This window comes from Streptomyces sp. NPDC101118 (genome assembly GCF_044759445.1).
Taxonomy (GTDB): Bacteria; Actinomycetota; Actinomycetes; order Streptomycetales; family Streptomycetaceae; genus Streptomyces.
The window spans coordinates 339,947-365,304 of record NZ_JBIVZG010000004.1 but is presented as its reverse complement, the minus strand read 5'-3'; the positions used below and the strand labels follow the sequence as shown (position 1 = coordinate 365,304).

The 25,358-nt window shown below is 73.1% G+C and carries 18 protein-coding genes; 10 read left to right on the top strand and 8 right to left on the bottom strand.

From position 1 onward, the window contains the following. Positions 1-4: 4 nt before the first annotated feature. From ACIQUQ_RS10500 to ACIQUQ_RS10490, 3 genes are all read left to right on the top strand, one after another. The gene (locus tag ACIQUQ_RS10500; protein ID WP_403973573.1) at positions 5-964 is read left to right on the top strand and encodes a DUF5937 family protein; all 960 of its coding nucleotides are present in this window, start codon (positions 5-7) and stop codon (positions 962-964) included. A gap of 280 nt (positions 965-1,244) precedes the next feature. Next, positions 1,245-1,391: a hypothetical protein gene (locus ACIQUQ_RS10495; protein WP_403973571.1), complete on the top strand. Its 147-nt coding sequence runs from the start codon at positions 1,245-1,247 to the stop codon at positions 1,389-1,391. Positions 1,392-1,590: 199 nt separating this feature from the next. After that, on the top strand, positions 1,591-2,589 hold the full coding sequence (locus ACIQUQ_RS10490) for a pirin family protein (RefSeq protein ID WP_403973569.1): 999 nt from the start codon (positions 1,591-1,593) through the stop codon (positions 2,587-2,589). A gap of 96 nt (positions 2,590-2,685) precedes the next feature. Here the strand turns inward: ACIQUQ_RS10490 and ACIQUQ_RS10485 are convergent, their stop codons facing one another. Both ACIQUQ_RS10485 and ACIQUQ_RS10480 read right to left on the bottom strand, forming a co-directional pair. Beyond that, positions 2,686-3,753, bottom strand: coding sequence for an AI-2E family transporter (locus ACIQUQ_RS10485; protein WP_403973567.1), 1,068 nt, complete (start codon positions 3,751-3,753; stop codon positions 2,686-2,688). A 23-nt stretch (positions 3,754-3,776) separates the two neighbouring features. Beyond that, a complete protein-coding gene (locus tag ACIQUQ_RS10480; protein ID WP_403973564.1) occupies positions 3,777-5,960 on the bottom strand; it encodes a SpoIIE family protein phosphatase in 2,184 nt (727 codons plus the stop codon). 193 nt (positions 5,961-6,153) lie between these two features. Between ACIQUQ_RS10480 and aspS the strand changes: the two genes are divergently transcribed. After that, entirely contained in the window at positions 6,154-7,971 is a 1,818-nt protein-coding gene (gene aspS / locus ACIQUQ_RS10475; RefSeq protein ID WP_403973561.1) for an aspartate--tRNA ligase, read from the top strand. Between the two features lie 128 nt (positions 7,972-8,099). Here the strand turns inward: aspS and ACIQUQ_RS10470 are convergent, their stop codons facing one another. Together ACIQUQ_RS10470 and ACIQUQ_RS10465 are read right to left on the bottom strand one after the other, a co-directional pair. Next, positions 8,100-10,646 (bottom strand): FG-GAP-like repeat-containing protein, encoded by a 2,547-nt coding sequence (locus tag ACIQUQ_RS10470; protein ID WP_403973559.1) that lies wholly within the window; start codon positions 10,644-10,646, stop codon positions 8,100-8,102. 106 nt (positions 10,647-10,752) lie between these two features. Further along, positions 10,753-11,739, bottom strand: coding sequence for a LuxR C-terminal-related transcriptional regulator (locus ACIQUQ_RS10465; RefSeq protein ID WP_403973556.1), 987 nt, complete (start codon positions 11,737-11,739; stop codon positions 10,753-10,755). Positions 11,740-12,023: 284 nt separating this feature from the next. Between ACIQUQ_RS10465 and ACIQUQ_RS10460 the strand changes: the two genes are divergently transcribed. The 5 genes from ACIQUQ_RS10460 (at position 12,024) to ACIQUQ_RS10440 (ending at position 17,145) form a co-directional block, all read left to right on the top strand. Then, a complete protein-coding gene (locus ACIQUQ_RS10460) occupies positions 12,024-12,230 on the top strand; it encodes a hypothetical protein (protein WP_403973554.1) in 207 nt (68 codons plus the stop codon). 5 nt (positions 12,231-12,235) lie between these two features. Further along, complete coding sequence (locus ACIQUQ_RS10455; protein WP_403973551.1) at positions 12,236-12,511, top strand: hypothetical protein; 276 nt, start codon at positions 12,236-12,238, stop codon at positions 12,509-12,511. 310 nt (positions 12,512-12,821) lie between these two features. Then, positions 12,822-14,165: an FG-GAP repeat domain-containing protein gene (locus ACIQUQ_RS10450; RefSeq protein WP_403973549.1), complete on the top strand. Its 1,344-nt coding sequence runs from the start codon at positions 12,822-12,824 to the stop codon at positions 14,163-14,165. A gap of 176 nt (positions 14,166-14,341) precedes the next feature. Continuing rightward, positions 14,342-15,493 carry a transglycosylase family protein gene (locus ACIQUQ_RS10445; protein ID WP_403973547.1) on the top strand — a complete coding sequence of 384 codons (1,152 nt, stop codon included), beginning with the start codon at positions 14,342-14,344 and terminating at the stop codon, positions 15,491-15,493. Beyond that, on the top strand, positions 15,490-17,145 hold the full coding sequence (locus tag ACIQUQ_RS10440) for an endonuclease/exonuclease/phosphatase family protein (RefSeq protein WP_403973545.1): 1,656 nt from the start codon (positions 15,490-15,492) through the stop codon (positions 17,143-17,145). Before ACIQUQ_RS10445 ends, ACIQUQ_RS10440 begins: the two co-directional genes overlap by 4 nt. Positions 17,146-17,235: 90 nt before the next feature. On the opposite strand, the gene ACIQUQ_RS10435 is transcribed toward ACIQUQ_RS10440, so the two are convergent. Next, positions 17,236-18,819 carry a VWA domain-containing protein gene (locus tag ACIQUQ_RS10435; protein WP_403973542.1) on the bottom strand — a complete coding sequence of 528 codons (1,584 nt, stop codon included), beginning with the start codon at positions 18,817-18,819 and terminating at the stop codon, positions 17,236-17,238. 309 nt (positions 18,820-19,128) lie between these two features. Here ACIQUQ_RS10435 and ACIQUQ_RS10430 point away from each other — a divergent pair, with 309 nt between their 5' ends. Continuing rightward, positions 19,129-21,234, top strand: coding sequence for a PhoX family protein (locus ACIQUQ_RS10430; RefSeq protein ID WP_403973540.1), 2,106 nt, complete (start codon positions 19,129-19,131; stop codon positions 21,232-21,234). Between the two features lie 50 nt (positions 21,235-21,284). Here the strand turns inward: ACIQUQ_RS10430 and ACIQUQ_RS10425 are convergent, their stop codons facing one another. The 3 genes from ACIQUQ_RS10425 to ACIQUQ_RS10415 form a co-directional block, all read right to left on the bottom strand. Beyond that, on the bottom strand, positions 21,285-22,526 hold the full coding sequence (locus tag ACIQUQ_RS10425) for a sensor histidine kinase (protein WP_403973538.1): 1,242 nt from the start codon (positions 22,524-22,526) through the stop codon (positions 21,285-21,287). Between the two features lie 12 nt (positions 22,527-22,538). Further along, positions 22,539-23,255, bottom strand: a complete 717-nt coding sequence (locus tag ACIQUQ_RS10420; protein ID WP_403973535.1) for a hypothetical protein — start codon at positions 23,253-23,255, stop codon at positions 22,539-22,541. A 65-nt stretch (positions 23,256-23,320) separates the two neighbouring features. After that, complete coding sequence (locus tag ACIQUQ_RS10415; protein ID WP_403973533.1) at positions 23,321-25,321, bottom strand: FUSC family protein; 2,001 nt, start codon at positions 25,319-25,321, stop codon at positions 23,321-23,323. Positions 25,322-25,358: the final 37 nt, after the last annotated feature.

Genomic DNA, 25,358 nt, shown 5'->3' with positions numbered 1-25,358 from the left:
GCTCATGCTGCGGGTGCACTTCACTGCCGAGGACCTGCTCGGCGTCACGTTCGCGCCCGAGCCGTACCCGCTGGTCGAGCTGGCCCTCGCGCTGGTCGCCTGGCAGCGCACCGACCAGCAGGCCGTCTTCGGCCGCTGGCGCGGCCGGCTGGGCCGCGAGCTGCCGGCCCGGGTCCGCCCGCTCTTCGACCTGCTCGGGCCCGACGGCGACAACCCCTCCTTCGTCGAGCCGCTCACCCACGGCTTCGAGGAGGGCCTGGAGCGGGTCCGCGCGTCCGCCGGGACGCTCACGCCCGAGTCCCTGCCGCGTACGGCCGCCCGCGCGCCCGGCGCGTCCTCCTGGCTGCGCGCCCTGTGGGGCCGCGACGCGGACGCCTGGGACGACCTGGAGCGGGCGCTGCGGGCCGCGCACGACGCCGTGCTCGTCCCGCACTGGGCCCGCGTCCGGCAGTCCTTCCGGGCGGACGTGGCCTGGCGCACCCGGCTGATGGCCACGCACGGCATCCGGGCCGCGCTCGCCAGCACCCACCCGGCCGCCCGCTGGCACGGGACCGCCTTCGAGGTCGGCCTGCCCCCGGACTACGAGGTACGGCTGGACGGCCGCGGGCTGAGGCTGGTGCCCTCCGCCTTCTGGACCGGGCGACCGCTGCTGGCGGCGGAGGGCGACGGGCCCCCGCTCCTCGTCTACCCGGCCATGACCCCGCTCCCGCTGGCCGCGGCGGAACCCGCACAGGGGGCGCTGGACGCGCTGCTCGGCCGTACCCGGGCCGCGGTGCTGCAGTCCCTGGTCGAGCAGCGCACCACCAGCGAACTCGCCCGCGACCTGGCCATCAGCCTGCCCTCGGTCTCGGAGCACACCCGCACCCTGCGGGCGGCCGGCCTGATCACCACCGAGCGCGACGGCAAGGCGGTCCTGCACTCGGTCACCGGCCTCGGCGTGGACCTCCTGCACAGCGGCGCCTGACCGCGGCCGGACCGCCCCGCCCGGCCGTCGCTCCGGCCCCGCCCCGCCTCGCTTCGGCGCCGCCCGGCCGTCGCTCCGGCCCCGCCGCGCCTCGCTTCGGCCAGGACCGAAACCATCGCGGCCCCGCCCTCGGCGGCCGGAAGATCGGTGTGCCGGGGGAGTTCGGGGGAACCCCCGGCCGGCCCGCCCGGGCCCCTCCGACGCACGGGGGCCCGGGCGGGTGAGGGGGCACGGGGGATCCAACGGGGGAGCCCCGGCCCGTCGACCGGAGGAGGCAGAGATGACGCGTACATCGATCCGCGCGAAGGCGGCCGCACTGATGGCCGTGGTGGCGCTGGCCCTGGGTGCCGGAGTGGTCGCGGCGGGCGAGGCGGCCGCCTCGCCCGCCCACTGGTGCCGCTACGCCGATCCGGCCTGCAACGGCTAGGCGAACCGGCCGTACGGACGGCGACCACCGACGGCGACCGCCGGGACCCCACGGCCCGGCGGTCGCCGCGCGTGGCGTGTCGGCGCAGGTCGGGCGCCGGAGAATGGCCCCGGAGGAAATACCTCCGGGGCCATTCGGGTTGCAGGGATGGCAGAAAGTTCGAGTTTCAACTAAACTCGAGGCAGAAGGAGGCCGGACCATGCCTGCAGTGACTGTTGAGAACCCGTTGACGCTTCCCCGGGTCGCCGAGCCCGGACAGGGGACGGAGGCGCGGCGCGTGCTGGCCGTGACCACCGCACCCGGTGGATTCGAGGGCGAGGGCTTCCCGGTGCGCCGTGCCTTCGCCGGCATCAACTACCGCCACCTCGACCCGTTCATCATGATGGACCAGATGGGGGAGGTGGAGTACGCGCCCGGTGAGCCCAAGGGCACGCCCTGGCACCCCCACCGCGGCTTCGAGACCGTCACGTACCTGATCGACGGCACGTTCGTGCACCAGGACAGCAACGGCGGCGGCGGAGTCATCAACGGCGGCGACACCCAGTGGATGACCGCCGGGGCCGGACTGCTCCACATCGAGGCCCCGCCGGAGTCCCTCGTCGTCAGCGGCGGGCTCTTCCACGGCCTCCAGCTGTGGGTGAACCTCCCGGCCTCGGACAAGATGATGCCCCCGCGCTACCAGGACATCGGCGGCGGCAAGGTCAAGCTGCTCAGCACCCCCGACGGCGGCGCGCTGCTCCGCGTGATCGCGGGCGAGCTCGACGGCCACCAGGGCCCGGGCATCACCCACACCCCCATCACGATGATCCACGCCACCGTCACCCCGGGTGCGCAGCTCACGCTGCCCTGGCGCGAGGACTTCAACGCCCTCGCGTACGTGCTGGCCGGCCGCGGCACCGTCGGCACGGACCGGCGGCCCGTCCACACCGGGCAGACGGCCGTGTTCGGCGAGGGCGGCTCGATCACGCTGCGGGCCGACGAGAACCAGGACTCCAACGCCCCGGACCTGGAGGTCGTACTGCTCGGCGGCCGCCCGATCCGCGAGCCGATGGCGCACTACGGCCCGTTCGTGATGAACAGCCGCGCCGAACTCCAGCAGGCCTTCGACGACTTCCAGGCCGGCCGCCTGGGCGTCATCCCCACCACCGCCCGCACCGGCCTCGGCCACCGCGGCACGGGTGAGGCCGACGAGGACTGACGTCCCGCGGGAACGGAGCAGGACGGAACGGAACGCAACGGAGCCGGCCGCACGCGGGAGCGTGCGGCCGGCTCCCGTCGTCCGTGCCCTGCCGGGCTACCCGACTTCGTCCGGCACCGGTCCGGGAGTGTTCGTGTACCGCGCCCGCAGCTCCGAGATGACACCGAAGGCCGCGGCGGTCAGCGGGACGGCCAGCAGCATGCCGAGGATGCCGGCGACGCTCGCGCCCGCGGTGATGGCCAGCATGACCACCGCCGGGTGCATCTGGACCGTACGGCTCTGCACCACCGGCTGCAGCACGTTGCCCTCGATGACCTGGACCGCGAGCACCACGCCCAGGGTCCACAGCGCGACCACCCAGCCCCGGTCGGCGAAGGCCACGAGCACCGCGATCGCGCCCGAGAGGAAGGCGCCGAGGTAGGGGATGTAGGCCGTCACGAAGACCAGCGCGCCCAGGCCCACCGCGCCCGGCACCTTGAGGACCAGCAGACCGATGGTGATCAGCACGCCGTCGATCGCGGCGATGAAGGTGGTGCCGCGCATGAAGCCCTCGACGGCGTAGAAGGCGCGCCGGCCCATCGCCTCGATCAGGTCGCCCGAGTGGCTCGGTACCAGCGAGCGCAGGCCGGTCGCCGCGCGGTGGGAGTCGCGCAGGAAGAAGAAGATCAGGAGCATCGCGAGCAGGGCGGTCGCGAACATTTGCCCGACCACGCTGAGACCCGTGATCACGCCCGAGGCGGCGGTGCCGCCGAACTTCGAGAGCAGCTCCCGCGAGTTCTTGGCCAGGTCGGACAGCGAGGTGCCGGCCGCGCCGAAGTGCTCGCGGAGGTCCTCGCCGGCCTTGCGCAGGGACAGGACGATCTGGTCGCCGGTCTCGATCAGCGCCAGCACGACCACGTACGTCGCGCCCCCGACCACCGCGACCACCGCGAGGCAGGTCAGCGCGGCGGCGAGGGAACGGTTCACCCGCATCCGGATCAGCCGCCCGTGCATCGGCCGGAGCAGGGCCGCGCCGAGCACGGCGAGCAGCACGGGCGTGACGGCTGCCTTGAAGGTGATGCACAGCCAGACCAGGACCGCGGCCACGCCGGTGACGAGGAGGAAGACGGCGCACCAGGCGGCGACGCGGCGCACGGGGTCGGGGAGCAGGGGACTGTTCGGCATCCCGTCATCCAACCACGGTGCGTTCAGGGCCGGTCGGGGCCCGCGTCCGTCGTCGCGTCCTCGGCCGGCTTCGAGCGCTCGTACAGCTCGAACCAGATCGACTTGCCCTCGCCGCGCGGGTCCACGCCCCAGGTGTCGGCCAGCATCTCCGTCAGCAGCACGCCCCGGCCGCTGCTCGCCATCTCGCCCGGCTGGCGCTTGTGGGGGAGTTCGTCGCTGCCGTCGGCGACCTCCACGCGCAGCCGCCGCGCACCGAGTTCGCCGCTGGCCTCGGCCAGCAGCATCGCGTCGCCGTCGGTGTGCATCAGCACGTTGGTGAGCATCTCGGAGACCATCAGCACCGCCGAGTCGACCTGCTCCGCGTCCGCCCAGTCGTGCAGCAGCTCCCGGATCTGCCGGCGCGCGCCGGCGATGCGCTCGGGCTCGGCCTGCGCCACGGTCAGCATGGTGCGGCGGGCCGGCCGGGACGGGTGCGCGACGGAGTCGCCGCAGCCGCAGCCGGGGCCCTCGCGGCAGAGCAGGACCACCGCGATGTCGTCCTCGCGGCGGTCGGCCAGCGGTCCGGTGGTGTGGTGCGAGGACGGGCCGTGCACGGCGGCGACCAGCGCGTCCGCGAGCTTGTCGAGGCTCTCCGCCCGGTGGGTCTCGCCCTCCAGGACCTCCCTCAGCCGGGCCCATCCGGTGTCGAGGTCGTGTCCGCCGGTCTCGATCAGGCCGTCGGTGCAGAGCATCATCATCTCGCCCGGCTCCAGCGTGAACCGGGTGGTCGGGTAGTCCGTGTCCGGGATGATCCCCAGCGGCAGGCCGCCGGCCGTGGACCGCATCAGCACGGTGCCGTCCGTCATCCTGACCGCCGGGTCGGGGTGGCCGGCCCGGGCCACCTCCAGCACCCCCGTCTCCGGGTCGCACTCGACGTACAGGCAGGTGGCGAAGCGCGGGCTGCGGAAGTCGGCGTCGTCGTACGGCTCCGCCTCCTCCTCGGACGAGGCGTGCAGCCCGGCCAGGAAGCGCGAGGCGCGGGAGAGCACCGCGTCGGGGCGGTGCCCCTCGGAGGCGTAGGCGCGCACGGCGATCCGCAGCTGGCCCATCAGCCCGGCCGCGCGTACGTCGTGTCCCTGGACGTCCCCGATGACCAGGGCGAAGCGGCCCGAGGGCAGCGGGATCATGTCGTACCAGTCGCCGCCCACCTGGAGACCGCCGCCGGTGGGCACGTACCGCGCCGCGACCCGCATGCCCGGGATCGAGGGGCCGAGGGTGGGCATCATCGACCGCTGCAGGCCGGTGGCCAGCTCCTTCTCGGACTCCGCGACGCCGGCCCGCTGGAGGGCCTGGGCCAGCATCCGGGCCACGGTGGTGAGCACCGAGCGCTCGTCGGGGGAGAAGGAGACCGGGTGCTTGAACGCGGCCATCCAGGCGCCCATGGTCCGGCCGGCGACGATCAGCGGCAGGTAGGCCCAGGAGATCCGCCCGAAGCGCTGGGCCAGCGGCCAGGTCGCGGGGAACCGCCGCTTGTACTCCTCCGGGGTGGGCAGGTAGATCGCCCGCCCGGTGCGCACGACCTCGGCCGCCGGGTAGTCCGTGTCCAGCCGCATGTCGCTGAAGGGGACCTCGTCCCCCGGCAGGTGCCCGTGGTGCCCGATGATCGACAGCCGCTCCCCGGCCACCCCGAAGACGGCCAGCCCGTCCGGGCTGAAGCCCGGCATCGAGAGGGAGGCGGCCACCCGCAGCACTTCGGCCGTGGACCTGGCCTCGGCCAGCGCCCGGCCGGCGTCCAGCAGGAAGGCCTCGCGGGAGCGGCGCCAGTCGCCGGTGATGGGGGTGTGGGCGGCGGTGGTGCCCGGCTGCGGCTCGGCGATCTCCTGGATCGTGCCGATCAGCTGGTAGTCCTGGCGCCCCTCGGGCGTGACGTTCGCCAGCGGCTTCGAGCGGCTGCGGACGGTGCGCAGCACCCGGCCGTCCTCGTCCATGATGCGCAGCCGGGCCTCGGCGAGGGTGCCCTCGGCCACGGCCAGGTTCACGATGCCGTTGATCTCGTTCCAGTCCACCGGGTGGAAGCGGGAGCGGACGGCGACCTCGGGGAGCTCCACGGGTTCCGCGGGCAGCCCGAGCAGCCGGGCGGCCTCGCCGTCGAGGGTGACCGTCCCGGAGGCGTTGTCCCACCGCCACAGGCCGGTCGCGATCGCGGCCAGGACGTCCTCGGTGCGCATTGATTCATCTTTACAGGTCATCGGCGCGCACTGCCTGTCGCGGCACCCCGGCGGGGGCGCGGCCGTACCGGACGGGGGGCGTCCACGGCGGCCCGCCGTGCCGGTCGCGCCCGGGCGGTAACCTTGGGAGGGTTGAATCACACCCTGCTATCGCGTCGCGAAAGACGCGCTGTCGCGAAGAACTGGATGAACGATGCATCGGTACAGGTCCCACACCTGCGGCGAGCTCCGCGCCTCTGACGTCGGCACCGACGTCCGGCTGAGCGGCTGGCTGCACAATCGTCGAGACCTGGGCGGCATCCTCTTCATCGATCTGCGCGACCACTACGGCATCACGCAGCTCGTCGCCCGTCCCGGCACCGCGGCCGCCGAGGTCCTGGACAAGCTCTCCAAGGAGACCGTGGTCCGGGTCGACGGCAAGGTCGTCTCCCGCGGCGCGGAGAACATCAACCCCGAGCTGCCGACCGGCGAGATCGAGATCGAGGCCGCCGCGGTCGAGGTGCTCGGCGCCGCCGCCCCGCTGCCCTTCACGATCAACACCGACGACGGTGTGAACGAGGAGCGCCGCCTGGAGTACCGCTTCCTCGACCTGCGCCGCGAGCGCATGCACCGCAACATCATGCTGCGCTCCGCCGTCATCGGCGCGATCCGCCACAAGATGGTGTCGCTCGGCTTCAACGAGATGGCGACCCCGATCCTGACCGCGACCTCCCCCGAGGGCGCGCGCGACTTCGTGGTCCCGTCCCGCCTGAACCCGGGCAAGTTCTACGCCCTGCCGCAGGCCCCGCAGCAGTTCAAGCAGCTGCTGATGATCTCGGGCTTCGACCGCTACTTCCAGATCGCGCCGTGCTTCCGCGACGAGGACGCCCGCGCCGACCGTTCGCCGGGCGAGTTCTACCAGCTCGACATCGAGATGTCCTTCGTCGAGCAGGAGGACGTCTTCCAGCCCGTCGAGAAGCTGATGACCGAGCTCTTCGAGGAGTTCGGCGGCGGCCGCCACGTCAGCTCGCCGTTCCCGCGCATCCCGTTCCGCGAGTCGATGCTGAAGTACGGCAACGACAAGCCGGACCTGCGCACCTCGCTGGAGCTCGTCGACATCACCGACGTCTTCGAGAACTCCGAGTTCAAGGCCTTCGCCGGCAAGCACGTCCGTGCCCTGGCCGTGCCGGACACGGGCGACCAGCCGCGCAAGTTCTTCGACGGCCTGGGCGACTTCGCCGTCTCCCTGGGCGCCAAGGGCCTGGCCTGGGTCCGCGTGGGCGAGGAGAACGCCCTCACCGGTCCGATCGCCAAGTTCCTCACCGAGGAGAACGTCAAGGTCCTCACCGAGCGCCTGGGCCTGGCCCCGGGCCACGCCGTGTTCTTCGGCGCCGGCGAGTTCGACGAGGTCTCCAAGATCATGGGCCCGGTCCGTGTCGAGGCGGCCAAGCGCGCGGGCCAGTTCGAGGAGGGCGTGTTCCGCTTCGCGTGGATCGTCGACTTCCCGATGTACGAGAAGGACGAGGAGACCGGCAAGATCGACTTCTCGCACAACCCCTTCTCGATGCCGCAGGGCGGCCTGGAGGCCCTGGAGACCCAGGACCCGCTGGACGTCCTCGGCTGGCAGTACGACATCGTCTGCAACGGCATCGAGCTCTCCTCCGGCGCCATCCGGAACCACGAGCCCGAGATCATGTTCAAGGCCTTCGAGATCGCCGGCTACTCCAAGGAGACCGTCGAGACCGAGTTCGCGGGCATGCTGCGCGCCTTCCAGTACGGCGCCCCGCCGCACGGCGGCATCGCCCCGGGCGTGGACCGCATCGTGATGCTGCTGGCCGACGAGCCGAACATCCGCGAGACCATCGCCTTCCCGCTCAACGGCAACGCCCAGGACCTGATGATGGGCGCGCCGACGGAGCTGGAGGAGGCCCGCCTGCGCGAGCTGAACATCGCCCTGCGCAAGCCGGTCGAGAAGAAGGTCACCGGCGACCGCCCGGTCTCCGAGGCCGTCCACCCGGACGCCGCGCGGTAACCACACCGGTCACACCGGTCGTACCGACCGCACCGCTCGTACGAAGGGGCCCGGGATCCTCAGTGGATCCCGGGCCCCTTCGCCTTGCCCGGGGGCCGTACGGTCCGTACGGCCCCCGGCGCGGCCTGCTAGACCAGGCCGCCGTAGACCTGCCAGCCGGTGGCGATCTTCACGCCGGCGCCGAGGGCGCCGTTGGCGGTGCCGTAGTGGCGCCAGATGTTGCCGGAGGTGTCGCGGGCGAGCAGGTCGTCCTTGCCGTCGCCGTTGAAGTCACCGGCCGAGACCACGGAGTTGTACGAGACGCCCCACTTGGCGCTGACGTATTCCGGGTTCGAGAAGGTGCCGTTGCCCTGGCCGTACATGCGGTAGGCGTTGTTGTAGGAGTCCTGCAGCAGCAGGTCGCCCTTGCCGTCGCCGTTCAGGTCGCCGGCGCCGACGACCTTCTTGTACTGCTTGTACGCGCCGGAGAGCTGGACCCGCGGGGCGAAGACGCCGTCGCTGGTGCGGGCGTACAGGTACAGGTAACCGGTGGAGGCGTTCCGGGCGACCAGGTCCGGGCGGCCGTCGCCGGTGACGTCGGTGGTGGACGTCAGGACGTCGTACTGGTTCCAGCCGCCGCCGATCAGGCGGCTGGTGGTGGCCGGAGTGGGCAGCTTGCCGCAGGCCGGGGTGTAACGGCGCAGCTCTCCCTTGGAGTTGCGGACCAGGAAGTCGTTGCAGCGGTCGCCGCTCATGTCCTTGACCGGCACCACGCGGATGCCGGCGGGCCAGCCGTAGCCGGTGGCCGAGCCCTTGAACGCGCCGGTGGCGCGGTCGCCGAAGACGGACCGGATGCCGCCGTTGGTGGTCGTCACGACCGCGTCGCCGAAGCCGTCCGGGGTGCCCGAGGCGCTGCCGAAGTCGCGGTAGACCGCGCCGCCGCCGGTGACGGTGGCGTTGCCGGAGGCGAGGGTGACCTCGGTGGTCCCGCCCGCGGCGGTGCCCTTCAGGGTCCACTTCACCGGGCCGTTGGGGGTGACCGCGCCGGAGGTGGTGCGGCCGTTCCAGCCGGGCTCGATCTTGTTGGTGCTGGTGACGCCCTTCAGCGCCTTCAGCACGTTGCCGCGCAGGTCGGTGACCGTCAGCGTGTAGTTGCTGAACGAGTGGTTGACGGTCCAGACCGCGGCCCAGGGCTTGCTGCTGGTGTTGGTGCCGGCGAGGGGGATCGTCGCGGGGACGGTCGAGGAGACCACGGCCAGCGGCGGGACGTACTCGGTGGTGTAGGCGTACCAGAGGTACTCGTTGCCGAGTCGCGTACCGGACCAGATGGCCACGGAGTTGGCCTTGCCGTCCGCGGCGATCTGGCCGTACGCGTTGTCGCCCTGCGAACCCTGGATCGCTCCCGCGGCGGACCACTTGTCGTCGGTGCGGGCGGCCTGCCAGAGCTCGCGGCTGTCACCGGCGGTGCTCTGGGTCCACAGGACGCGGACCGTGCCGTCGGTACCCATGGCCACGTCGAACTGCTCGGAGGCGTAGCGGGTGGAGAGGGTCTTGACGGGGGACCAGGAGCCGGTGGCGTGGTCCAGGGTGGTGGTGCGGGTGCCGAAGGAGTCCGCTTCGCGGTAGTCCACCCAGACCGCGGTCAGGTCGCCGTCGGGCTCCAGGACGGTCTCGGGGGTGCCCGTGTTCCCGCCGGCGGCGAACGGCTTGGCCTCGGTCCAGCCGGCCGCCGGGTCTGCGGCCAGGGCCGAATGGAACGTCACGTCACCCGTCTCGGGGTCGGACGAGCTCCAGGTCAGCGCCACCTTGCCGGCGGCGGTGGCCAGGCTGGGGAAGCCGAGTGACCCGGTGGAGGTGGCGACCGGGACGGGCTTGCTCCAGGACGTCGCGCCGGCCGCGCGGGTCGTCGTGAGGATGCTGCTGCCGCCGCCGGTCTCGGGGTTCGTGTTGCTCTGGCGGTACGCGATGACGGCCGTGCCGTCCGCCGTGACGGTCACGCGGGGACTTTCGGAGCCCGAATCACCGTCCGCGGCGGCGGTGCTGGCCTGGACCGAGGCGGACCAGACGCCGGCCGGGGTGCGGGTGGCCGTCCAGACCTCCGCCTTGCCGCCACCCAGCGGGTACGCGTTCCACGCCGCGGTCACGCTGCCGTCGGGCCCGGCCGCCAGACTCGTGCCGCCCGGCTCGACGTTCGCGTCCTGGTCCACGAGCGGCTGTGGCGTCGACCAGGTGTCGCCGTCGGCGTTCTGCGTGGCGGTCATGACCCGGCCGGCGCTGCGGTTCTCGCCGCCCGGGCCGAGGTCGCCGGGGAACTCCGTCCAGATCGCGACGGCCCGGCCGCCGGCGACCGTGAGGTGCGCGTCCCAGGCGCCGGCCTCGGTGGGAGTGGTGGCCAGCAGCCGCGGGCCCGTCCAGTTCGCACCGGCCGGGCGGCGGGCCGCGTAGAGCTTCCAGTGCGAGGTCTGGGTGTCCTTCCAGCGCCACAGGGCGACGGCGGAGCCGTCCGGGGCGCTGACGAGGTCCATCGGGTTGGTGGGGGCGTTGGTGCCGTTGACCTTCCACGCCTGCGACCACGGGCCCAGGTCGGCGGCGACGGCGGTGCCGGACGCGAGGACGGGGGCGGCACCGGCCACGGCGGCCAGGGCTACGAACGTGGCCAGCGAGCGCCGGGAGCGGACGGAAAGAGAGCGACGCATGAGTTCCCCGTGAACGAAGTCGATTGGTTTCGCACAGGAGACCCGCCAGGGCCCCGCGGGGTTGTACGCCGCGGGGCCCCGGCTCCCAAGAGTTACCGTCCGGTGATCAGAGCCAGCCGCGCTGGGCCGCCTTGAGGCCCGCTTCGAAGCGGCTGCCTGCGTCCAGGCGTTCCATGAGGGCGGACATCTGGCGGCGGACGGTGCGCAGCGAGACGCCGAGGCGCTTGCCGGCGGCCTCGTCGGTCATCCCGGAGGCGAGCAGCTTCAGCAGCTCCAGCTCGGCCGGGGACGGGCCGTCGTCGTCGCCGTGGCCGCGGGTGTCGGCGCCCAGCGGGACGGCCGCCTCCCAGGTCTGCTCGAAGAGGGCGATCAGGGAGCTGACGATGCCCGGTGTGCTGGTGCACAGGGCGCCGAGCTTGCTGTTGGCGGGGTCGATCGGGACCAGCGCGGTCGTCCGGTCGAAGATCAGCATCCGGGGCGGGACGACCGGGCTGGTGCGGATCTCGCCGCCCAGTTCGGTGATCCAGCGCGCGTAGGCCCGGGTGGGCGGGTCGTTGCGGGCGGAGTCCTGGTGGATGACCCGCAGGCTGATGCCGCGGGCCAGCGCGTCCTGGTCCAGGGGGCGCGACGCGTCGAGGCTGGCCTGGGACTGGGCACCGGGCTGGATGGCCAGGCACTCGTGGCGCAGCTCCCGGGCGAGCGTCTCCAGCCTCCGCTGGATCGCGTCCAGGCCCATGAGCCGTTCGGCGCCGTCCACCTCGGTGCCGGTGCGCAGCCCGGAGAAGCTGGCGACGGCCCGGGCCATCGCCTCCTTGCCGGCCGCCAGCTCCTGCTGGCGGCGCACCAGTTCGGCCTCCTGGCGGCGCAGGATCAGTTCGAGGCCGACGTCCGGGGTGAGGGCCCGGAGGAGGCCGGGCACGTCGCGCGACGGCTGCAGCAGCTCCAGGTCGATGAGCCGGTCCAGGCCGTCCCGTACCTCGGTCTCGGGCATCCCCAGCAGCTCGCACAGCTCGGCGACGCCGGCGCCCGGCTGCTCCAGGAGCCCTCGGTACACGGACTCCGCCGAGGCCCCCAGACCCAGCACTTCCAGCATGTTTTCCCCACCCCCGGGTCCTCGGCGCGCATTCGGATGCCCGCCGTGATCTTGATCGTCCCCCGGGCCCATCGTCGGCATACGGCCACCGATCCGCAAGGAGGTTCGGGCGAGGTGGCACCTCCGTGCCAGCCCTCTTGGTGCCACCCCGAATGCCTTCCGGAGGGTTCCGGACCCCTGCAGGATGGTGATCACCGAGAGGGCGGCGGGACACCGGAAACGGGCCCAACGCCTCGAGAGAAGAAACCAAGTTGACGGTAATGTCTGCACCTCAGGGGGATCCGATGTCCATGTCCAGGCACCTCGCCACCGCCGCTCTCACCGTTCTCCTCGCCGCCGCCGGCACCGGCGCGGCCCAGGGGGTCATCGGGTGGGACTCCGCCAAGCCCGGCGCGGTCGCGGCCGGCAAGCCGGTCATCGGCTGGGACTCGGCCCCGGCCGGTTCGACGGCGGTCGCCGGCGGCGGCGCGGGTGTGATCGGCTGGGACTGATCCTCATGCACATGGTCACGGCGCTGCTGCTCGGTGCGGCGGACGTGGACGGCAGCCGGAAGCGCGCCGACCTCGTCCAGGACCTGCTCTGGGCCCACACGGACCCCGCCGACCGCCTGGAACACATCCGGGTCCGGCCCCACTGGGTCGGTCTGGAGGCGGTGTTCCTGCTGAGCAGCGCGTACGGGACCGGCGTCCCGTGCGGAGCGCTCGCGCTCCTCGGCCGCGCCTCCGCCCCGCTCGCCGCACAGGGGTACACCCCCCTGCAACCGCTGGAGTGACGGGCATCCAGCTCCCCGCGGCCGCAGGCCGCCGGCCGGCGCGCTGACGCCCCGGTCCCCTCGGTGCACCGGATCCGTCCCGGTGCGGTTCTCCCCCTCTCCCTGAACGCGGGTCACGGCCCTCCCGGCACCGCCCGGTCCCTTCCGCACGCCTGAACGCGTGCCGGCCGGTGCCGCGGTGCGCGCTGCCCGGAAGCGCCCGTGCCGGCCGGCTCCGGCACCGGTCCGCCCCGCGCCACCTCGACTTGCTCCACCTCACCTCACCTCACCTCACACCTCACCTCGAAATCCTCACCAGGAGATCTCTGTCATGTCCATGACTCTCTCGACCCGTCGCATCGCCTCCGCCGCCGCAGTCGCCGCCTCGCTCGGAGCCCTGGCCCTCGGCGGCCTGTCCCCGGCCCAGGCCGCGAGCCCCGCGGTGGCCCCGGCCGCCGTGAGTGCGGTGACCGCGACCTCGACCGTCGGCGGCCAGATCACCCGTCAGGAGATCCTGGAGCGCGCCCAGTTCTGGGTGGACAACGCCGTCCCGTACAACCAGGGCGCGACGGCCAGGGACCCGCAGGGCCGCTACTACCGGACCGACTGCTCCGGTCTGGTCTCGATGGCCTGGCACCTCAACACCAGCGCGGTCACCTGGACGCTGCCCGACTACTCCACCAAGCTCTCCGGCTACGACCAGCTGCTGCCCGGCGACGCGCTGAACAACGTCAACGCCCACGTCGTCCTCTTCGACAAGTGGGTCGACTCCTCCCACACCGAGATGTGGATCTACGAGCACGCCCGCCCGGGCACCAACGCCCGCCACATCAAGGTCACCCGCAGCTACATGCAGGGCGAGGGCATGTCCGCGTACCGCTACAACAAGGTCGCGGAGTCCCCGGCCACGGTGAAGGACACCGGCATGACCGACGTGACCGCGGTCGGCGACATCACGGGCGACGGCGTCGGCGACGTGATAGCCGTCGACTCCGCCACCGGTGACCTGTACCGCTACTCGGGCCCGAACTTCACCGGCGGCGCCGCCCGCGTCAAGATCGGCACCAACTGGGACACCATGGGCACGATCGTCGGCGTCGGCGACCAGAACGGCGACGGCAAGGGCGACATCATCGCCGTCGAGAACTCCACCGGCGACCTGTACCGCTACTACGGCCCGTCCTACAGCGGCTCGAACCGCGTGAAGGTCGGCACCAACTGGGACTCGATGCACGGCATCGCCTCGGTCGGCGACATCACCGGCGACGGCAAGGGCGACATCATCGCCGTCGAGACCGCCACCGGAAACCTGTACCGCTACTCCGGCCCGTCGTACGGCGGCAGCACCCGCGTCCAGATCGGCACCGGCTGGAACATCTACTCCACCATCGTCGGCGTCGGGAACATCACGGGCGACGGCAAGGCGGACATCGTCGCGGTCGAGACCTCGACGGGCAACCTGTACCGCTACTCGGGCCCGAACTTCAACGGCGGCACCCGCGTCCAGATCGGCACCAACTGGGACTCGATGATCAACCTCACGGGCCCCGGCGACCTCGACAAGGACGGCGTCCCGGACCTCCTCGCGGTCAACGCCTCCACCGGCAACCTGTACCGCTACTCCGGCCCCGGCTTCACCGGCTCCAGCGCGGTCCAGATCGGCGTCAAGTGGTAGCCCGCACCGCCTGATCCGACAGGCAGCACCCCGGAAGGCACCGCCTTCCCGCACGGCGGGGCCGGCCCCCGGCCCCGCCGTGCCCTCCCGGGTCCCCGACGACCCGGACGACTCCGGCGCGCAGCCGCCCTGACGCCCCGTCGCCCTGACGCCACGACACCAGAGGTGCCCCCGAGATGTCCGTCTTCACCCGCAACAAGTCCGCCCTGCTCGCCCTCGTGGCCGCCCCGGTCGCCGCGCTCACCCTCCCCCTGCTCACGGCGGCCCCCGCCTCCGCCGCCTCCGTGGCCACCTGGGACAAGGTCGCCCAGTGCGAGAGCAGCGGAAACTGGTCCATCAACACGGGCAACGGCTACTACGGCGGCCTGCAGTTCTCGAAGTCCACCTGGGACGCCTTCGGCGGCACGGCGTACGCCTCGTACGCCCACCAGGCCACCAAGGAGCAGCAGATACGCATCGGCGAGAAGGTCCTCGCCGAGCAGGGCGAGGGCGCCTGGCCGCACTGCGGACCGGCCGCGGGCCTCGGCTCCGACCACGCGGACCCGTACCCGTCCGAACCCGAGCTGCCCCAGGCCAAGATGAACAACCTCACGGGCGTCGGCGACCTGAACGGCGACGGCAAGGGCGAGCTGGTGGCCGTCGACGCCGCCACCGGCGACCTGTACCGCTACCACGGCCCGAGCTACGGCGGCGGCAGCCGCGTGAAGATCGGCTTCGGCTGGAACGCGTACTCGGACATCGTCGGCGTCGGGGACGTCACCGGCGACGGCAAGGGCGACCTGGTCGCCGTCGACAAGAACAACGGCGACCTCTACCGCTACTCGGGCCCCAACTACAACGGCGGCACCAAGGTCAAGATCGGCAGCAACTGGGACTCGATGACGAACATCGCCGCCGTCGGCGACGTCACGGGCGACGGCAAGGGCGACATCGTCGCGGTCGAGAAGGCCACCGGGAACCTGTACCGCTACGCCGGCCCCTCCTTCGGCGGCGGCTCCCGCGTCCAGATCGGCACCGGCTGGAACATCTACTCCACCATCGTCGGCGTCGACGACGTCACCGGGGACGGCACGGCCGACCTCGTCGCCGTCGAGAAGGCCACCGGCGACCTCTACCGCTACTCGGGCCCGAACTTCACCGGCGGCGCCGCCCGCGTCAAGGTCGGCACCAACTGGGACTCCATGCGCGGCCTGGCCGGCGTGGGCGACGTGACCGGCGACGGCAAGGGCGACCTGGTCGCCGTGAACGCCTCGACCGGCAACCTGTACCGCTACTCCGGCCCGTCGTTCACCGGCGGCACCGCGGTCCAGATCGGTACGAACTGGTGAGCCGCCGTACCGCGTCCGCCTGGACCGCCCTCGGTTCGGCCGTACTCGCCCTCACCGCGGCCGTCGGCCTCGCCGCCCCCGCCCAGGCGGACACGGTCGGCGCGGCCACCGCCCCGCCCCTGCGCTTCGTCAGCTACAACATCTGCGGCAACATGTGCGTCGGCGCGGACCACGACAACGCCAAGCGGATCGACAGCGTCGTCGCCCAGGCCGCCGTCGGCACCTGGAACGCCGACCAGATCTTCCTCCAGGAGGTCTGCCGGCCGCAGTACGACGAGATCCTCTCCCGCCTGGCGCCGCTCGGCTTCAAGGGCCACTACACGCCCACGATCTCCGGGAAGGCGACCGTCTGCGGCGGCGCCGACTACGGCAACGCCGTCCTCGTGAAGGGGCCGGTCACCGCCACCGCCGACCTCGACCTGACGGTCGGCGGCGAGGCGGAGCCCATCAAGATCCCCTGCGTCAGGAACTACATACAGAGCCGGGCCAACTGGGCCTGCTCCGTCCACCTCTACTGGGACGACGGCACGCTCGCCGCCCCGGAGGCAGAGAAGCTCGCGGCGCAGGCCGAGGCGTGGCAGGCCCAGGGCACCCCCGTGGTGCTGGGCGGCGACTTCAACCACACACCCCGCACCACCTCCCTGCGGCCCTTCTACGACAAGACCATCGGCGACGCCGCCGAGGGCACCTTCGTGGAGGCCGACGAGACCGACACGGAGTTCTTCGACCCGGCGGCCTGCACCCCGGGGACGCAGACCCGCTGCCGGTCCGGCGAGACCACCCGCCTGGACAAGAAGCTCGACTACGTGTTCTTCAGCCGGGCCCACTTCAAGACCCCCAAGGGCGACGCCCTGCCGCTCGACACCGCGGTCTCCGACCACCGGATGGTGCGCGGCGCGGCCTCCTGGGCCGACTGCGGCGCCTTCGCCCCGGCCACCGGCGCGCTCTTCCGCCGCGACGCCTCGGGCGCCCTCTTCCGGTACACGGGCAAGGGCGACGGCACCCTCTCCGGTGCCTGCAAGACCGGCACCGGCTGGACCGGGATGCGCCAGGTGGTCCGCCCCACGGGCAGCACCACCCTGGCCGCCCTGGACGCGGGCGGCGTCCTGTGGCACTACCCGGCGGACGCGGCCGGCGCGTACTCGGGCTCCACCCGGGTCCAGGCGGCCACCGGCTGGGGCGCGTACGACCGGATCCTCGCGCCCGGCGACTCCAACGGGGACGGCCGCGCCGACCTGGTCACCCGCGACACGGCGGGCGACCTGTGGCTGCACGCCGGCACCGGTGCGCACTCCTACGCCGCGCCCGTCCGGATCGGCACCGGCTGGTCCGGGTACGAGGCCCTGCTGAGCCCCGGGGACTTCTCCGGCGACGGGCGGGCCGACCTGCTGGCCCGCGATGCCGCCGGCGACCTGTGGCTGTTCCGGGGCAACGGACAGGGCGGGTACGAGGCCCGGGTCAGGATCGGCACCAACTGGGACGTCTACACCGCCCTCACCTCGCCCGGCGACGTGAACGGTGACGGCAGGGCCGACCTGCTCGGCCGCGACGCGGCCGGCGACCTGTACTTCTACAAGGGCGACGGGGCGGGCGGCTACGCGCCCCGCGTCCGGACCGGCAGTGGCTACCCGGCCGGGGAGCTGCTCTTCTAGGACCACTTGGTGAGGTGGGAAACGCGCAGGGCCCGGAACCGTCGAGGTCGGTTCCGGGCCCTGCGCCGTGCCGTGACGCGTCCTGCCGGATCAGCGCAGGAAGTCGCCCAGGATGCCCTTGACCAGCGCGGCAGAGGTCAGCTCCCGGGGCTCGGGGCCGGCGTGGAAGAAGCCGGCGTTGTCCGCGTCCGCTTCGAGCTTGCGCAGGAAGTCGAAGGCCTTGTTGTCGTGGTCGCCGAAGGCCACGAACTGCCAGTGGACGTTCTTCGCCGAGCTCGCCGCGTCGGCCACGGCCTGGCGGGCGGGCTGCTTGGCGTCGGGGGCGCCGTCGGTCTGGAAGACGACCAGGGTGGGCACGTCGGAGTCGCCGACGTGCTCCAGGACCTGCTCGACGGCCCGGTGGTAGCTGGTGCGGCCCATGCGGCCGAGGCCCGCGTGGGTCTCGTCCACGCTCGCGTGGTTGGCGGGCGTGAGGTCGTGGGTGCCGTCGATGTCCGTGGAGAAGAACACGGTGTGCACGGTGGCGTCCTCGTCCAGGTGCGCGGCGAGGGCGACGGCGTGGTCGGCGAGGTGCTGGGCGCTGCCGTCCTTGTAGAACGGGCGCATCGACCCGGAGCGGTCCAGCACCAGGTACACCTTGGCGCGGGCGCCCACGGCGCCACGGCCGCGCAGCACGCTGCCGGCGGCCTTGTAGGGGTCGGCGAGCTCCTTGGACGCGGCACGCACCTGAGCGAGCGTCCGCGCGGGGCCCTCGACGGCCTCGGGCTCGCCCGCTTCGGCCGTCTCCGCCTCCGCGGCGGCAACGAGCTCCGGCTCGGCCTCGGCGACCGCCTCGACCTCAACCTCGACCTCGACGGCGACCGGCTCGGCTTCCGCGGCCACCGGCTCGGCCTCGGCGACGGGCTTCGGCTCGGCTTCCACGACGGGCTCGGGCTCGGCTTCGGCAGCGACCGGCTCGGCCTCGGCGACGGGCTCCGGCTCGGCTTCCACGACGGGCTCGGGCTCGGCTTCGGCAGCGACCGGCTCGGGCTCGGCGACCGGCTCCGGCTCGGCCTCTACGAGCGGCTCGGGCTCGCTTTCGGCAGCGACCGGCTCGGTCTCGGCGACGGGCTCGACCTCGGCAGCCGGCTCGGGCTCGGCTTCCACGACGGGCTCGGGCTCGGCCTCGGCGGCCACCGGCTCGGTCTCCGCGGCGGGCTCGGGCTCGGCCTCTACGACCGGCTCGGCCTCGGCGGCAGCCGGCTCGGGCTCGGCCTCCGCCACGGGGGCCTCCGCCTCCGGCTCGGCGGCAGCGGGCTCGGGGTCCGCAACCTCAGCGGCAGCGGGCTCGGCAGCGGGTTCCGGCCCTGCGGCCGGCGCCGGGGCCGGCGACTCGCGCCGGGCCTCCGGGACGGTGGCGTCGGCCGGGGGCGCGACGCCGAGCGAGGCGCGCTGCTCCGGGGCGCCCACCGGCACCGGGTCGGAGTCGCGCGGTGCGGACTGGGAGGGGACGGTGGGGTTGTCGAACGACGCCGCGACGAGTTCCGCGGCCGCGTCCAGGGGGGCCTTGTCCGAGGCCGGGGACTGGGCCGGGACCATCGGTTCGGCTCGCTCCGGCTGATCGGTACCCGTGGCGGTGACGGACTCCGCACGCTCGCGGCCGAACACCTTGCGCAACAAACTCCGAATACCCATGAGCGAGGCCTTTCGCATGAGCTGGGGGTGCGATGTTTGTCCGTACTGCGGGGGAATTGGCGAAAGATCCCTGACCAGAGTGGACACGTAAGGTTATCGATACCGCTCCCCGTAACAAGGGAGGGGAGGCCCCACGCGCCCGTCCCGGGGTCCGCCGGAGTGAACTTCCGCCCCTTCGTGCCGGATTCACCCACCGTTCATCCGCCCGCCGCCGCCGTGGCGGAACTGCCTCCTACCGTCGCGGCTGGATTCGTTCCGACACGATGTCGGCGCAGGGAAGCGTCGCCGTGTATTCACCGGAGGACATACGTGCGCAAGCTCCTGCCGCTCATCAGCACCCCGCACGCGGGTGGCCGCTCGGTGCTCACCTGCCGCTTCCGCTGTGGTGACGCCTGCTTCCACGAGGTGCCGAACACCAGCGACAACGAGTACGTCGGTGACGTCATAGCCGGTGCGCTCTCGCGCCGCTCGGTGCTCCGCGCCGCCGCCGTCGTGACCGTCGCCACCGCCGCCGGCACCACTGCCGTCGTCGGCCAGGGCGCGACCCCGGCCGTGGCCGCCGAGGGCGCCGCTGCCGGCGCCGCCGGCGCCGCCACCGCCGTCGACGCCGGTGCCGCCCGCGGGCTGCGCTTCGCCCCCGTCGCGCCCAACACCGACGACAAGGTCACCATCCCCGCCGGCTACGAGCAGGGCGTCGTGATCCGCTGGGGCGACCCGATCCTGCGCGGTGCCCCGGCCTTCGACGAGAAGAACCAGACCGCCGCCGCCCAGGCCGGCCAGTTCGGCTACAACAACGACTTCCTCTCGCTCCTCCCGCTGGACGACGCGTACGCGCGCCGCCAGGTCCTCGTCGCGAACCACGAGTACACCGACGAGGTCCTGATGTTCGCGAACTACGACGCGAACAACCCCACCCGCGAGCAGGTCGAGATCGCCTGGGCCGCGCACGGCCTCGGCGTCGTCGTGGTCCAGGAGGACCACCGCAGCGGCAAGCTCACCCCGGTCCGCCGCCACGAGCTGAACCGCCGCCTCACCGCGACCAGCGAGTTCCGCCTGACCGGCCCGGCCGCCGGCAGCGACCTGCTGAAGACCTCCGCCGACCCGACCGGCACCAAGGTGCTCGGCACGCTGAACAACTGCTCCGGCGGCACCACCCCGTGGGGCACCACGCTCCACGGCGAGGAGAACTTCAACCAGTACTTCGCCAACGGCGGCGCCGTGACCGAGCCGGTCCAGGCCGCCCGCCTCAAGCGCTACGGCATCGGCGGCGCCGCCTCCGAGCGCAAGTGGGAGCGCTTCGACAAGCGCTTCGACGTGCTCCAGGAGCCCAACGAGGTCAACCGCTTCGGCTACGTCGTCGAGCTCGACCCGTACGACCCGACCTCGACCCCGCGCAAGCACACCGCGCTCGGCCGCTTCAAGCACGAGGGTGCACAGCCGCGCCTGACCGAGGACGGCCGCCCGGTCGTCTACTCCGGCGACGACGAGCGCTTCGACTACTTCTACAAGTTCGTCTCCAGCAAGCGGATGAAGAAGGGCAAGTCCCGCTCCGCCCGCGAGCACAACCTGACCCTCCTCGACGAGGGCACGCTGTACGTCGCCAAGCTCACCGGCGACTCCCCGGCCGCCGAGATCGACGGCACCGGAAAGCTCCCGAACGACGGCGAGTTCGACGGCACCGGCGTGTGGATCCCGCTGGCCACCGCCACCGCCGACGGCGCCGTCTCGCACGTCGACGGCATGACCGCCGAAGAGGTCTTCGTCTTCACCCGCCAGGCCGGCGACAAGGTGGGCGCCACCAAGATGGACCGCCCCGAGGACATCGAGCCGTCGCCGCGCACCGGCCGCGTCTACGTCGCGCTGACCAACAACAAGGACCGCGGTGCGGCGGGCAAGGCCGCCGCCGACGAGGCCAACCCGCGCAACGCCAACAAGCACGGCCAGATCCTGGAGCTCGCCGAGAACTGGAACGACCCGGCCTCGGACGGCTTCGCCTGGCGCCTGTTCCTGGTCGCCGGCGACCCGAACGACCCGGCCACCTACTTCGCGGGCTTCCCGAAGGAGAAGGTCAGCCCGATCTCCTGCCCGGACAACGTGGCGTTCGACTCGCACGGCAACCTGTGGATCTCCACGGACGGCAACCAGCTCGGCTCGCACGACGGCCTGTTCGGCGTGGCCACCCGTGGCGAGCGCCGCGGTGAGCTGAAGCAGTTCCTCACCGTCCCGCGCGGTGCCGAGACCTGCGGCCCGCTGGTCCAGGACCGCCGCGTCCTGGTCGCCGTGCAGCACCCGGGCGAGCTCGACGGCGCCTCCGTCGAGAACCCGATGTCGGTGTGGCCCGACGGACCCGGCAAGATCGTCCGCCCCGCGGTCGTCGCGGTCTGGCGCAAGGACGGCAAGAACATCGGCGTCTGATCCGGCAGTTGAGTGAGCCGGGGTGTGTTTCACGTGAAACACACCCCGGCTCAGCTCCCTTCGGGCGGCACCCGGACCGGCAGCCGCAGGGTGGTCACCGCGCCGCCGTCCGGTGCGTTGGCGAAGTCCAGCCCGATCTCCAGGACGGCCGCCTGGCCCGCCACGATGGTCAGGCCCAGCCCGTGCCCCTTCCCGCGCCCCGGGTCCCCGGTGCGGAAGCGCTGCGGCCCCCGGTCGACGAGCTCGCGCGGATAGCCCGGACCGTGGTCGCGCACCTGGACCACCGGGCCCGTCACGGTCACCACCACCGGTGGTGCCCCGTGCTTGTGGGCGTTGACGATCAGGTTGACCAGGATCCGGTCGAGCCGTCGGCGGTCGGTGAGCACCACGGCCTCGCGCACCACCCTGACCTCGGCATCGAGCCGGGAGGCCGCCACGATCCGGGTGACGGTGGCCCCGAGCTGGATCCGCGCGAGGTCGGCGTGCTCGACGCCGGCGTCCAGCCGGGAGATCTCCAGCAGGTCCTCGGTGAGCCGGTGCAGGGCCCGCAGCCGGTCGTCGATCATCTCCTTGGGGCGGCCCTCGGGCAGCAGCCCCGCCGCGGCGATCGACCCGGTCAGCGGGGTGCGCAGCTCGTGCGCCACGTCGGCGGTGAACCGCTTCTCGGCCTCCAGCCGGTCCTTCAGCGCCTCGGCCATCGAGTCCAGGGCGACCGCCACGTCCCGCACCTCGTCCCGGTGGCGCCGGGTGTCGTCCGTCGGGAAGCCGGCCCGCGCGTCCAGGTCGCCCTCGGTGATCCGGCGGGCCACCCCCGCCGTGAGCGCCAGCCGGCGGCTGATCCGGTCGGCGAGGAAGAGGCCCGCCAGCGCGACCAGCCCGGCGGCGAGTGCGGCCGAGGCGAGGATGGCGGCGTCGACGGAGTTCAGCCGGTCCCGGGTCTCCCCGTACGGCACCCACACGGCCAGTGGTCTGCCGTCGGCGGGGGTCGCGGCCCACATCACGGGCTTGCCGCCGGCCGTGCCGACCATGCTGCCGGTCTCCCCGCGCGCGACCAGCGCGGCCAGGTCGCGCGGCAGGTCCGGCGGGTCGAGCGAGCTGTTCACGTCGCCGTGCGTGGTGCCGTACTGGTAGTGGCCCATGGCGTGCTCCAGCTTCTCGTCGACCTCCTTGCGCACCTCCCCGGAGATCTGCCGGGCGACGACGTTGTGCACGAGGATCCCGAGGACGGCCGCGACGGCGCAGCACACCGCCGTGGTCGTCGCGGCGATCTTCCAGCGCAGGCTGGTCCACATGGGCCGCCCCGCTCAGATCTCGCTCGGCGGGCAGGGCGTGGACGCCTCCTTGAGCAGGCGGCACTCGTCGAGGCTCAGCTGGGACAGGGCCATGCTGCCGCTCTCGGGCTCCCAGACGTAGTCGGAGATGGCGACGAGCTTCGGGTTGGAGGTGGGTTCCCGGACGGCCAGGTGCTCGGCGGCCACCTCGACGCCCTCCAGCACCGCGCGCCGGGACAGCACGCGCGTCACCCGGCCGTCCCGGACCGTGTAGACGCGCAGCTCGCTCAGCCGCCCGTCCACGTCCACGGCCGTGATCAGCTCGTCCTTGCCGTCGTCGGTCAGGTCGTGGAAGACCGCCCGGCGCACCGGGCAGCCCTCCTCCGGGTTCCCGCTCTCGGGGCAGAGCGCCAGCCGCTGCACCGCCCGGGGGTCCACCAGCCGTCCGGTGCCGCCGTCCTCGCGGGTGGCCGAGCCGATGTCGGCCCGCACCACCTTCAGCACGTCCGCCCCGCGCATGTCGCCGCCCGGCACCCGGGGCAGGCCGGGCACGACGGCCGGCTGCCCGGGGCGCTCACCGGGGGCCGGGGGCGAGGGGTGGATCTCCGTCCAGAGGCTCTCCGGGGCGTGCACCTCCCCGAGGTTGCCGCGGCTGCGCAGCCCGGACTCGTCGGCACATCCCGCCAGGGCCAGGGACAGCGGCACGGCCAGCAGCACGGGGCCGAGGACGCGCTCACTGGGGTGCCACATGTTCCGATGGTCCCCCGGCCGGGCGGGCCGGGCGTGGCGACGGGCCCGTTCGGGGGACCCGGCGCTCAGACCTGGTCCGAGGCGATCGCCCGGGCGGCCACGACCTCCTGGCGGAGCGGTCCCAGCACGCCCTCCTCGTCGGTGTCCTCCGGGCGCGGCCGGACCGGGAGCGCCGCCAGGTCGTCCCGTACCTCCGAGGCCAGCTCCCGCAGCTGCGCGGCGATCCGCTCCACCTCCTCGGGCCGGGGCGGCTCCGCCCCGTGGTTGACCCGCACCCGGGCGGCCGTGGTGGCGTCCACGATCCGCTCGACGGCCACCACCAGCGGCCACCAGGCGGCGGCCCGCGTCCCGGCGGGCGGCGGCTCGGTCAGGGCCCGCTGGAACTCCGACCGTACGGACGACAGGTCGCGGTAGATCCGCCGCCGGGCCTGGATCCGGGACACCCGGGCGGCCCGCAGCGCGTCCGGATCGTCGCCGAGGTCCCTGCGGAAGGACCGCTCGACGTACCGGGCGGCGTCGTCGACCGTGTCGGCCAGCCGGTCGCCGATCCGGGTCCGCCAGCTCTCCGGCCACAGCAGGTAGCCCGCGACCAGGGCGATCGCGCAGCCGATCAGGCTGTCCATCAGCCGGGGTCTGATCAGGTCGAAACCCTGGTGGTTGAGCAGGTCCGAGAGCAGCAGGATCACCGGCGTGATGGCGGCGGTCTGGAAGGCGTACCCCTTGGCCGAGAAGGCCGGGATCAGCGCGCCGAGCACCAGCATCACGGGCACGTCCCACCAGCCCCGCGGCACCTCTCCGAGCACCCCCGCCGCCAGGACCAGGCCCACCGCCGTGCCCACGGCGCGCAGCACGGCCCGGGAGAAGACGGACCCGAAGTCCGGCTTGAGGACGAAGGTGACGGTGAGCGCCACCCAGTACGAGCGCTCGACCTCGACCAGGGAGACCAGGGACTGGGCCAGCCCGATGCACAGGGCCAGTCGCAGCCCGTAGCGCCAGGAGTCGCCGGACAGCATCACGTCGCGCACCGCGTGCCGCGCCCTGATGCGCAGGGTGGCGGGACGCCCGAGCCGGTCGTCGACGTTGTACGGGTCGGGGTCGGGGGCGTGCACGATGGCCGCCGCATGGCGCAGGGCCGACTCGATGGCCCGCTCGGAGGGGCCCGAGGGGGCGGGCAGCCCCAGGTCGAGTTCGCCGGTGCCGGTGCGTTCCTCCTCGACGGCTACGGCCAGTTCGCGCACCGCGGCCGGGATCTCGGGCGGCAGCGGCCTGCCGCGCTGGTGCGCGACCGGGGCGGCCTCGACCATCGGGATGATCACGTTGAGCTGGGCCAGCATCCGCACCAGCGAGGGACTGCGCCCGTGCACCCTGGCCCGCCGGGCCAGCACCAGGTCGTAGGCGTGGTTCAGGGTCTGGGTGACGGTCTGGCGGCGCTCCTCGTACGCGGGCCCGGGCGTCCCCGCGGCCGCCAGCGCGTCCGCCAGCGCCCGGTACGTCGCCGCCACCGCCGCCCGCTCCGGAGCCCGGCCCCGCACCGGCCACCCCAGCAGGGACAGCAGCAGCACGAACAGGCCGCCCGCGGAGAGCAGCACCGGCGCGATCCACCAGGGACGGGGCATCGCCAGGCCGGCTCCCACCACGGCGTTGAGCAGGAGCAGCAGACCGGACACGGAGGCCACCTGGCCGATCGACGAGATCATCCCGGAGACCAGCGCGACCAGCGTCAGCACGGCCACCGCCAGCCAGCCGTGCCCGTAGACCAGGGTGCCGAGCGCGACGCCCACGGCGCCGAACAGCTGCGGGACGGCGATGTTGTAGACCCGCATCCGGTAGGCGTCCGCGGTGTCGGCCATCACCCCGGACAGCGCGCCCATCGAGACCAGCGCGCCGTACTCGGGCTCGTCCAGCGCGAAACCGACGGCCAGCGGGGCGGCCAGGGCGATGCCCGCCCGGACGACGGCCGCCCAGGGGATGGGGGCGGAGCTGGGCCGCAGCCCCTCCAGCAGCCAGGAGGGCGGGGCCAGGGCGTGGGGTGTGGAGCGTTCGGGCCGTGCCTGTTCCGTGCTCATTCCGCTTCCGTAGCGCAGCTCGCGAATCGTTCCTTCT

Coding starts and splice junctions, on each gene's coding strand:
- ACIQUQ_RS10500 (WP_403973573.1), top strand. CDS start 5: ATGCTGCGGGTGCACTTCACTGCCGAGGACCTGCTCGGCGTCACGTTC.
- ACIQUQ_RS10495 (WP_403973571.1), top strand. CDS start 1,245: ATGACGCGTACATCGATCCGCGCGAAGGCGGCCGCACTGATGGCCGTG.
- ACIQUQ_RS10490 (WP_403973569.1), top strand. CDS start 1,591: ATGCCTGCAGTGACTGTTGAGAACCCGTTGACGCTTCCCCGGGTCGCC.
- ACIQUQ_RS10485 (WP_403973567.1), bottom strand. CDS start 3,753: ATGCCGAACAGTCCCCTGCTCCCCGACCCCGTGCGCCGCGTCGCCGCC.
- ACIQUQ_RS10480 (WP_403973564.1), bottom strand. CDS start 5,960: ATGCGCACCGAGGACGTCCTGGCCGCGATCGCGACCGGCCTGTGGCGG.
- aspS (WP_403973561.1), top strand. CDS start 6,154: ATGCATCGGTACAGGTCCCACACCTGCGGCGAGCTCCGCGCCTCTGAC.
- ACIQUQ_RS10470 (WP_403973559.1), bottom strand. CDS start 10,646: ATGCGTCGCTCTCTTTCCGTCCGCTCCCGGCGCTCGCTGGCCACGTTC.
- ACIQUQ_RS10465 (WP_403973556.1), bottom strand. CDS start 11,739: ATGCTGGAAGTGCTGGGTCTGGGGGCCTCGGCGGAGTCCGTGTACCGA.
- ACIQUQ_RS10460 (WP_403973554.1), top strand. CDS start 12,024: ATGTCCATGTCCAGGCACCTCGCCACCGCCGCTCTCACCGTTCTCCTC.
- ACIQUQ_RS10455 (WP_403973551.1), top strand. CDS start 12,236: ATGCACATGGTCACGGCGCTGCTGCTCGGTGCGGCGGACGTGGACGGC.
- ACIQUQ_RS10450 (WP_403973549.1), top strand. CDS start 12,822: ATGTCCATGACTCTCTCGACCCGTCGCATCGCCTCCGCCGCCGCAGTC.
- ACIQUQ_RS10445 (WP_403973547.1), top strand. CDS start 14,342: ATGTCCGTCTTCACCCGCAACAAGTCCGCCCTGCTCGCCCTCGTGGCC.
- ACIQUQ_RS10435 (WP_403973542.1), bottom strand. CDS start 18,819: ATGGGTATTCGGAGTTTGTTGCGCAAGGTGTTCGGCCGCGAGCGTGCG.
- ACIQUQ_RS10425 (WP_403973538.1), bottom strand. CDS start 22,526: ATGTGGACCAGCCTGCGCTGGAAGATCGCCGCGACGACCACGGCGGTG.
- ACIQUQ_RS10420 (WP_403973535.1), bottom strand. CDS start 23,255: ATGTGGCACCCCAGTGAGCGCGTCCTCGGCCCCGTGCTGCTGGCCGTG.
- ACIQUQ_RS10415 (WP_403973533.1), bottom strand. CDS start 25,321: ATGAGCACGGAACAGGCACGGCCCGAACGCTCCACACCCCACGCCCTG.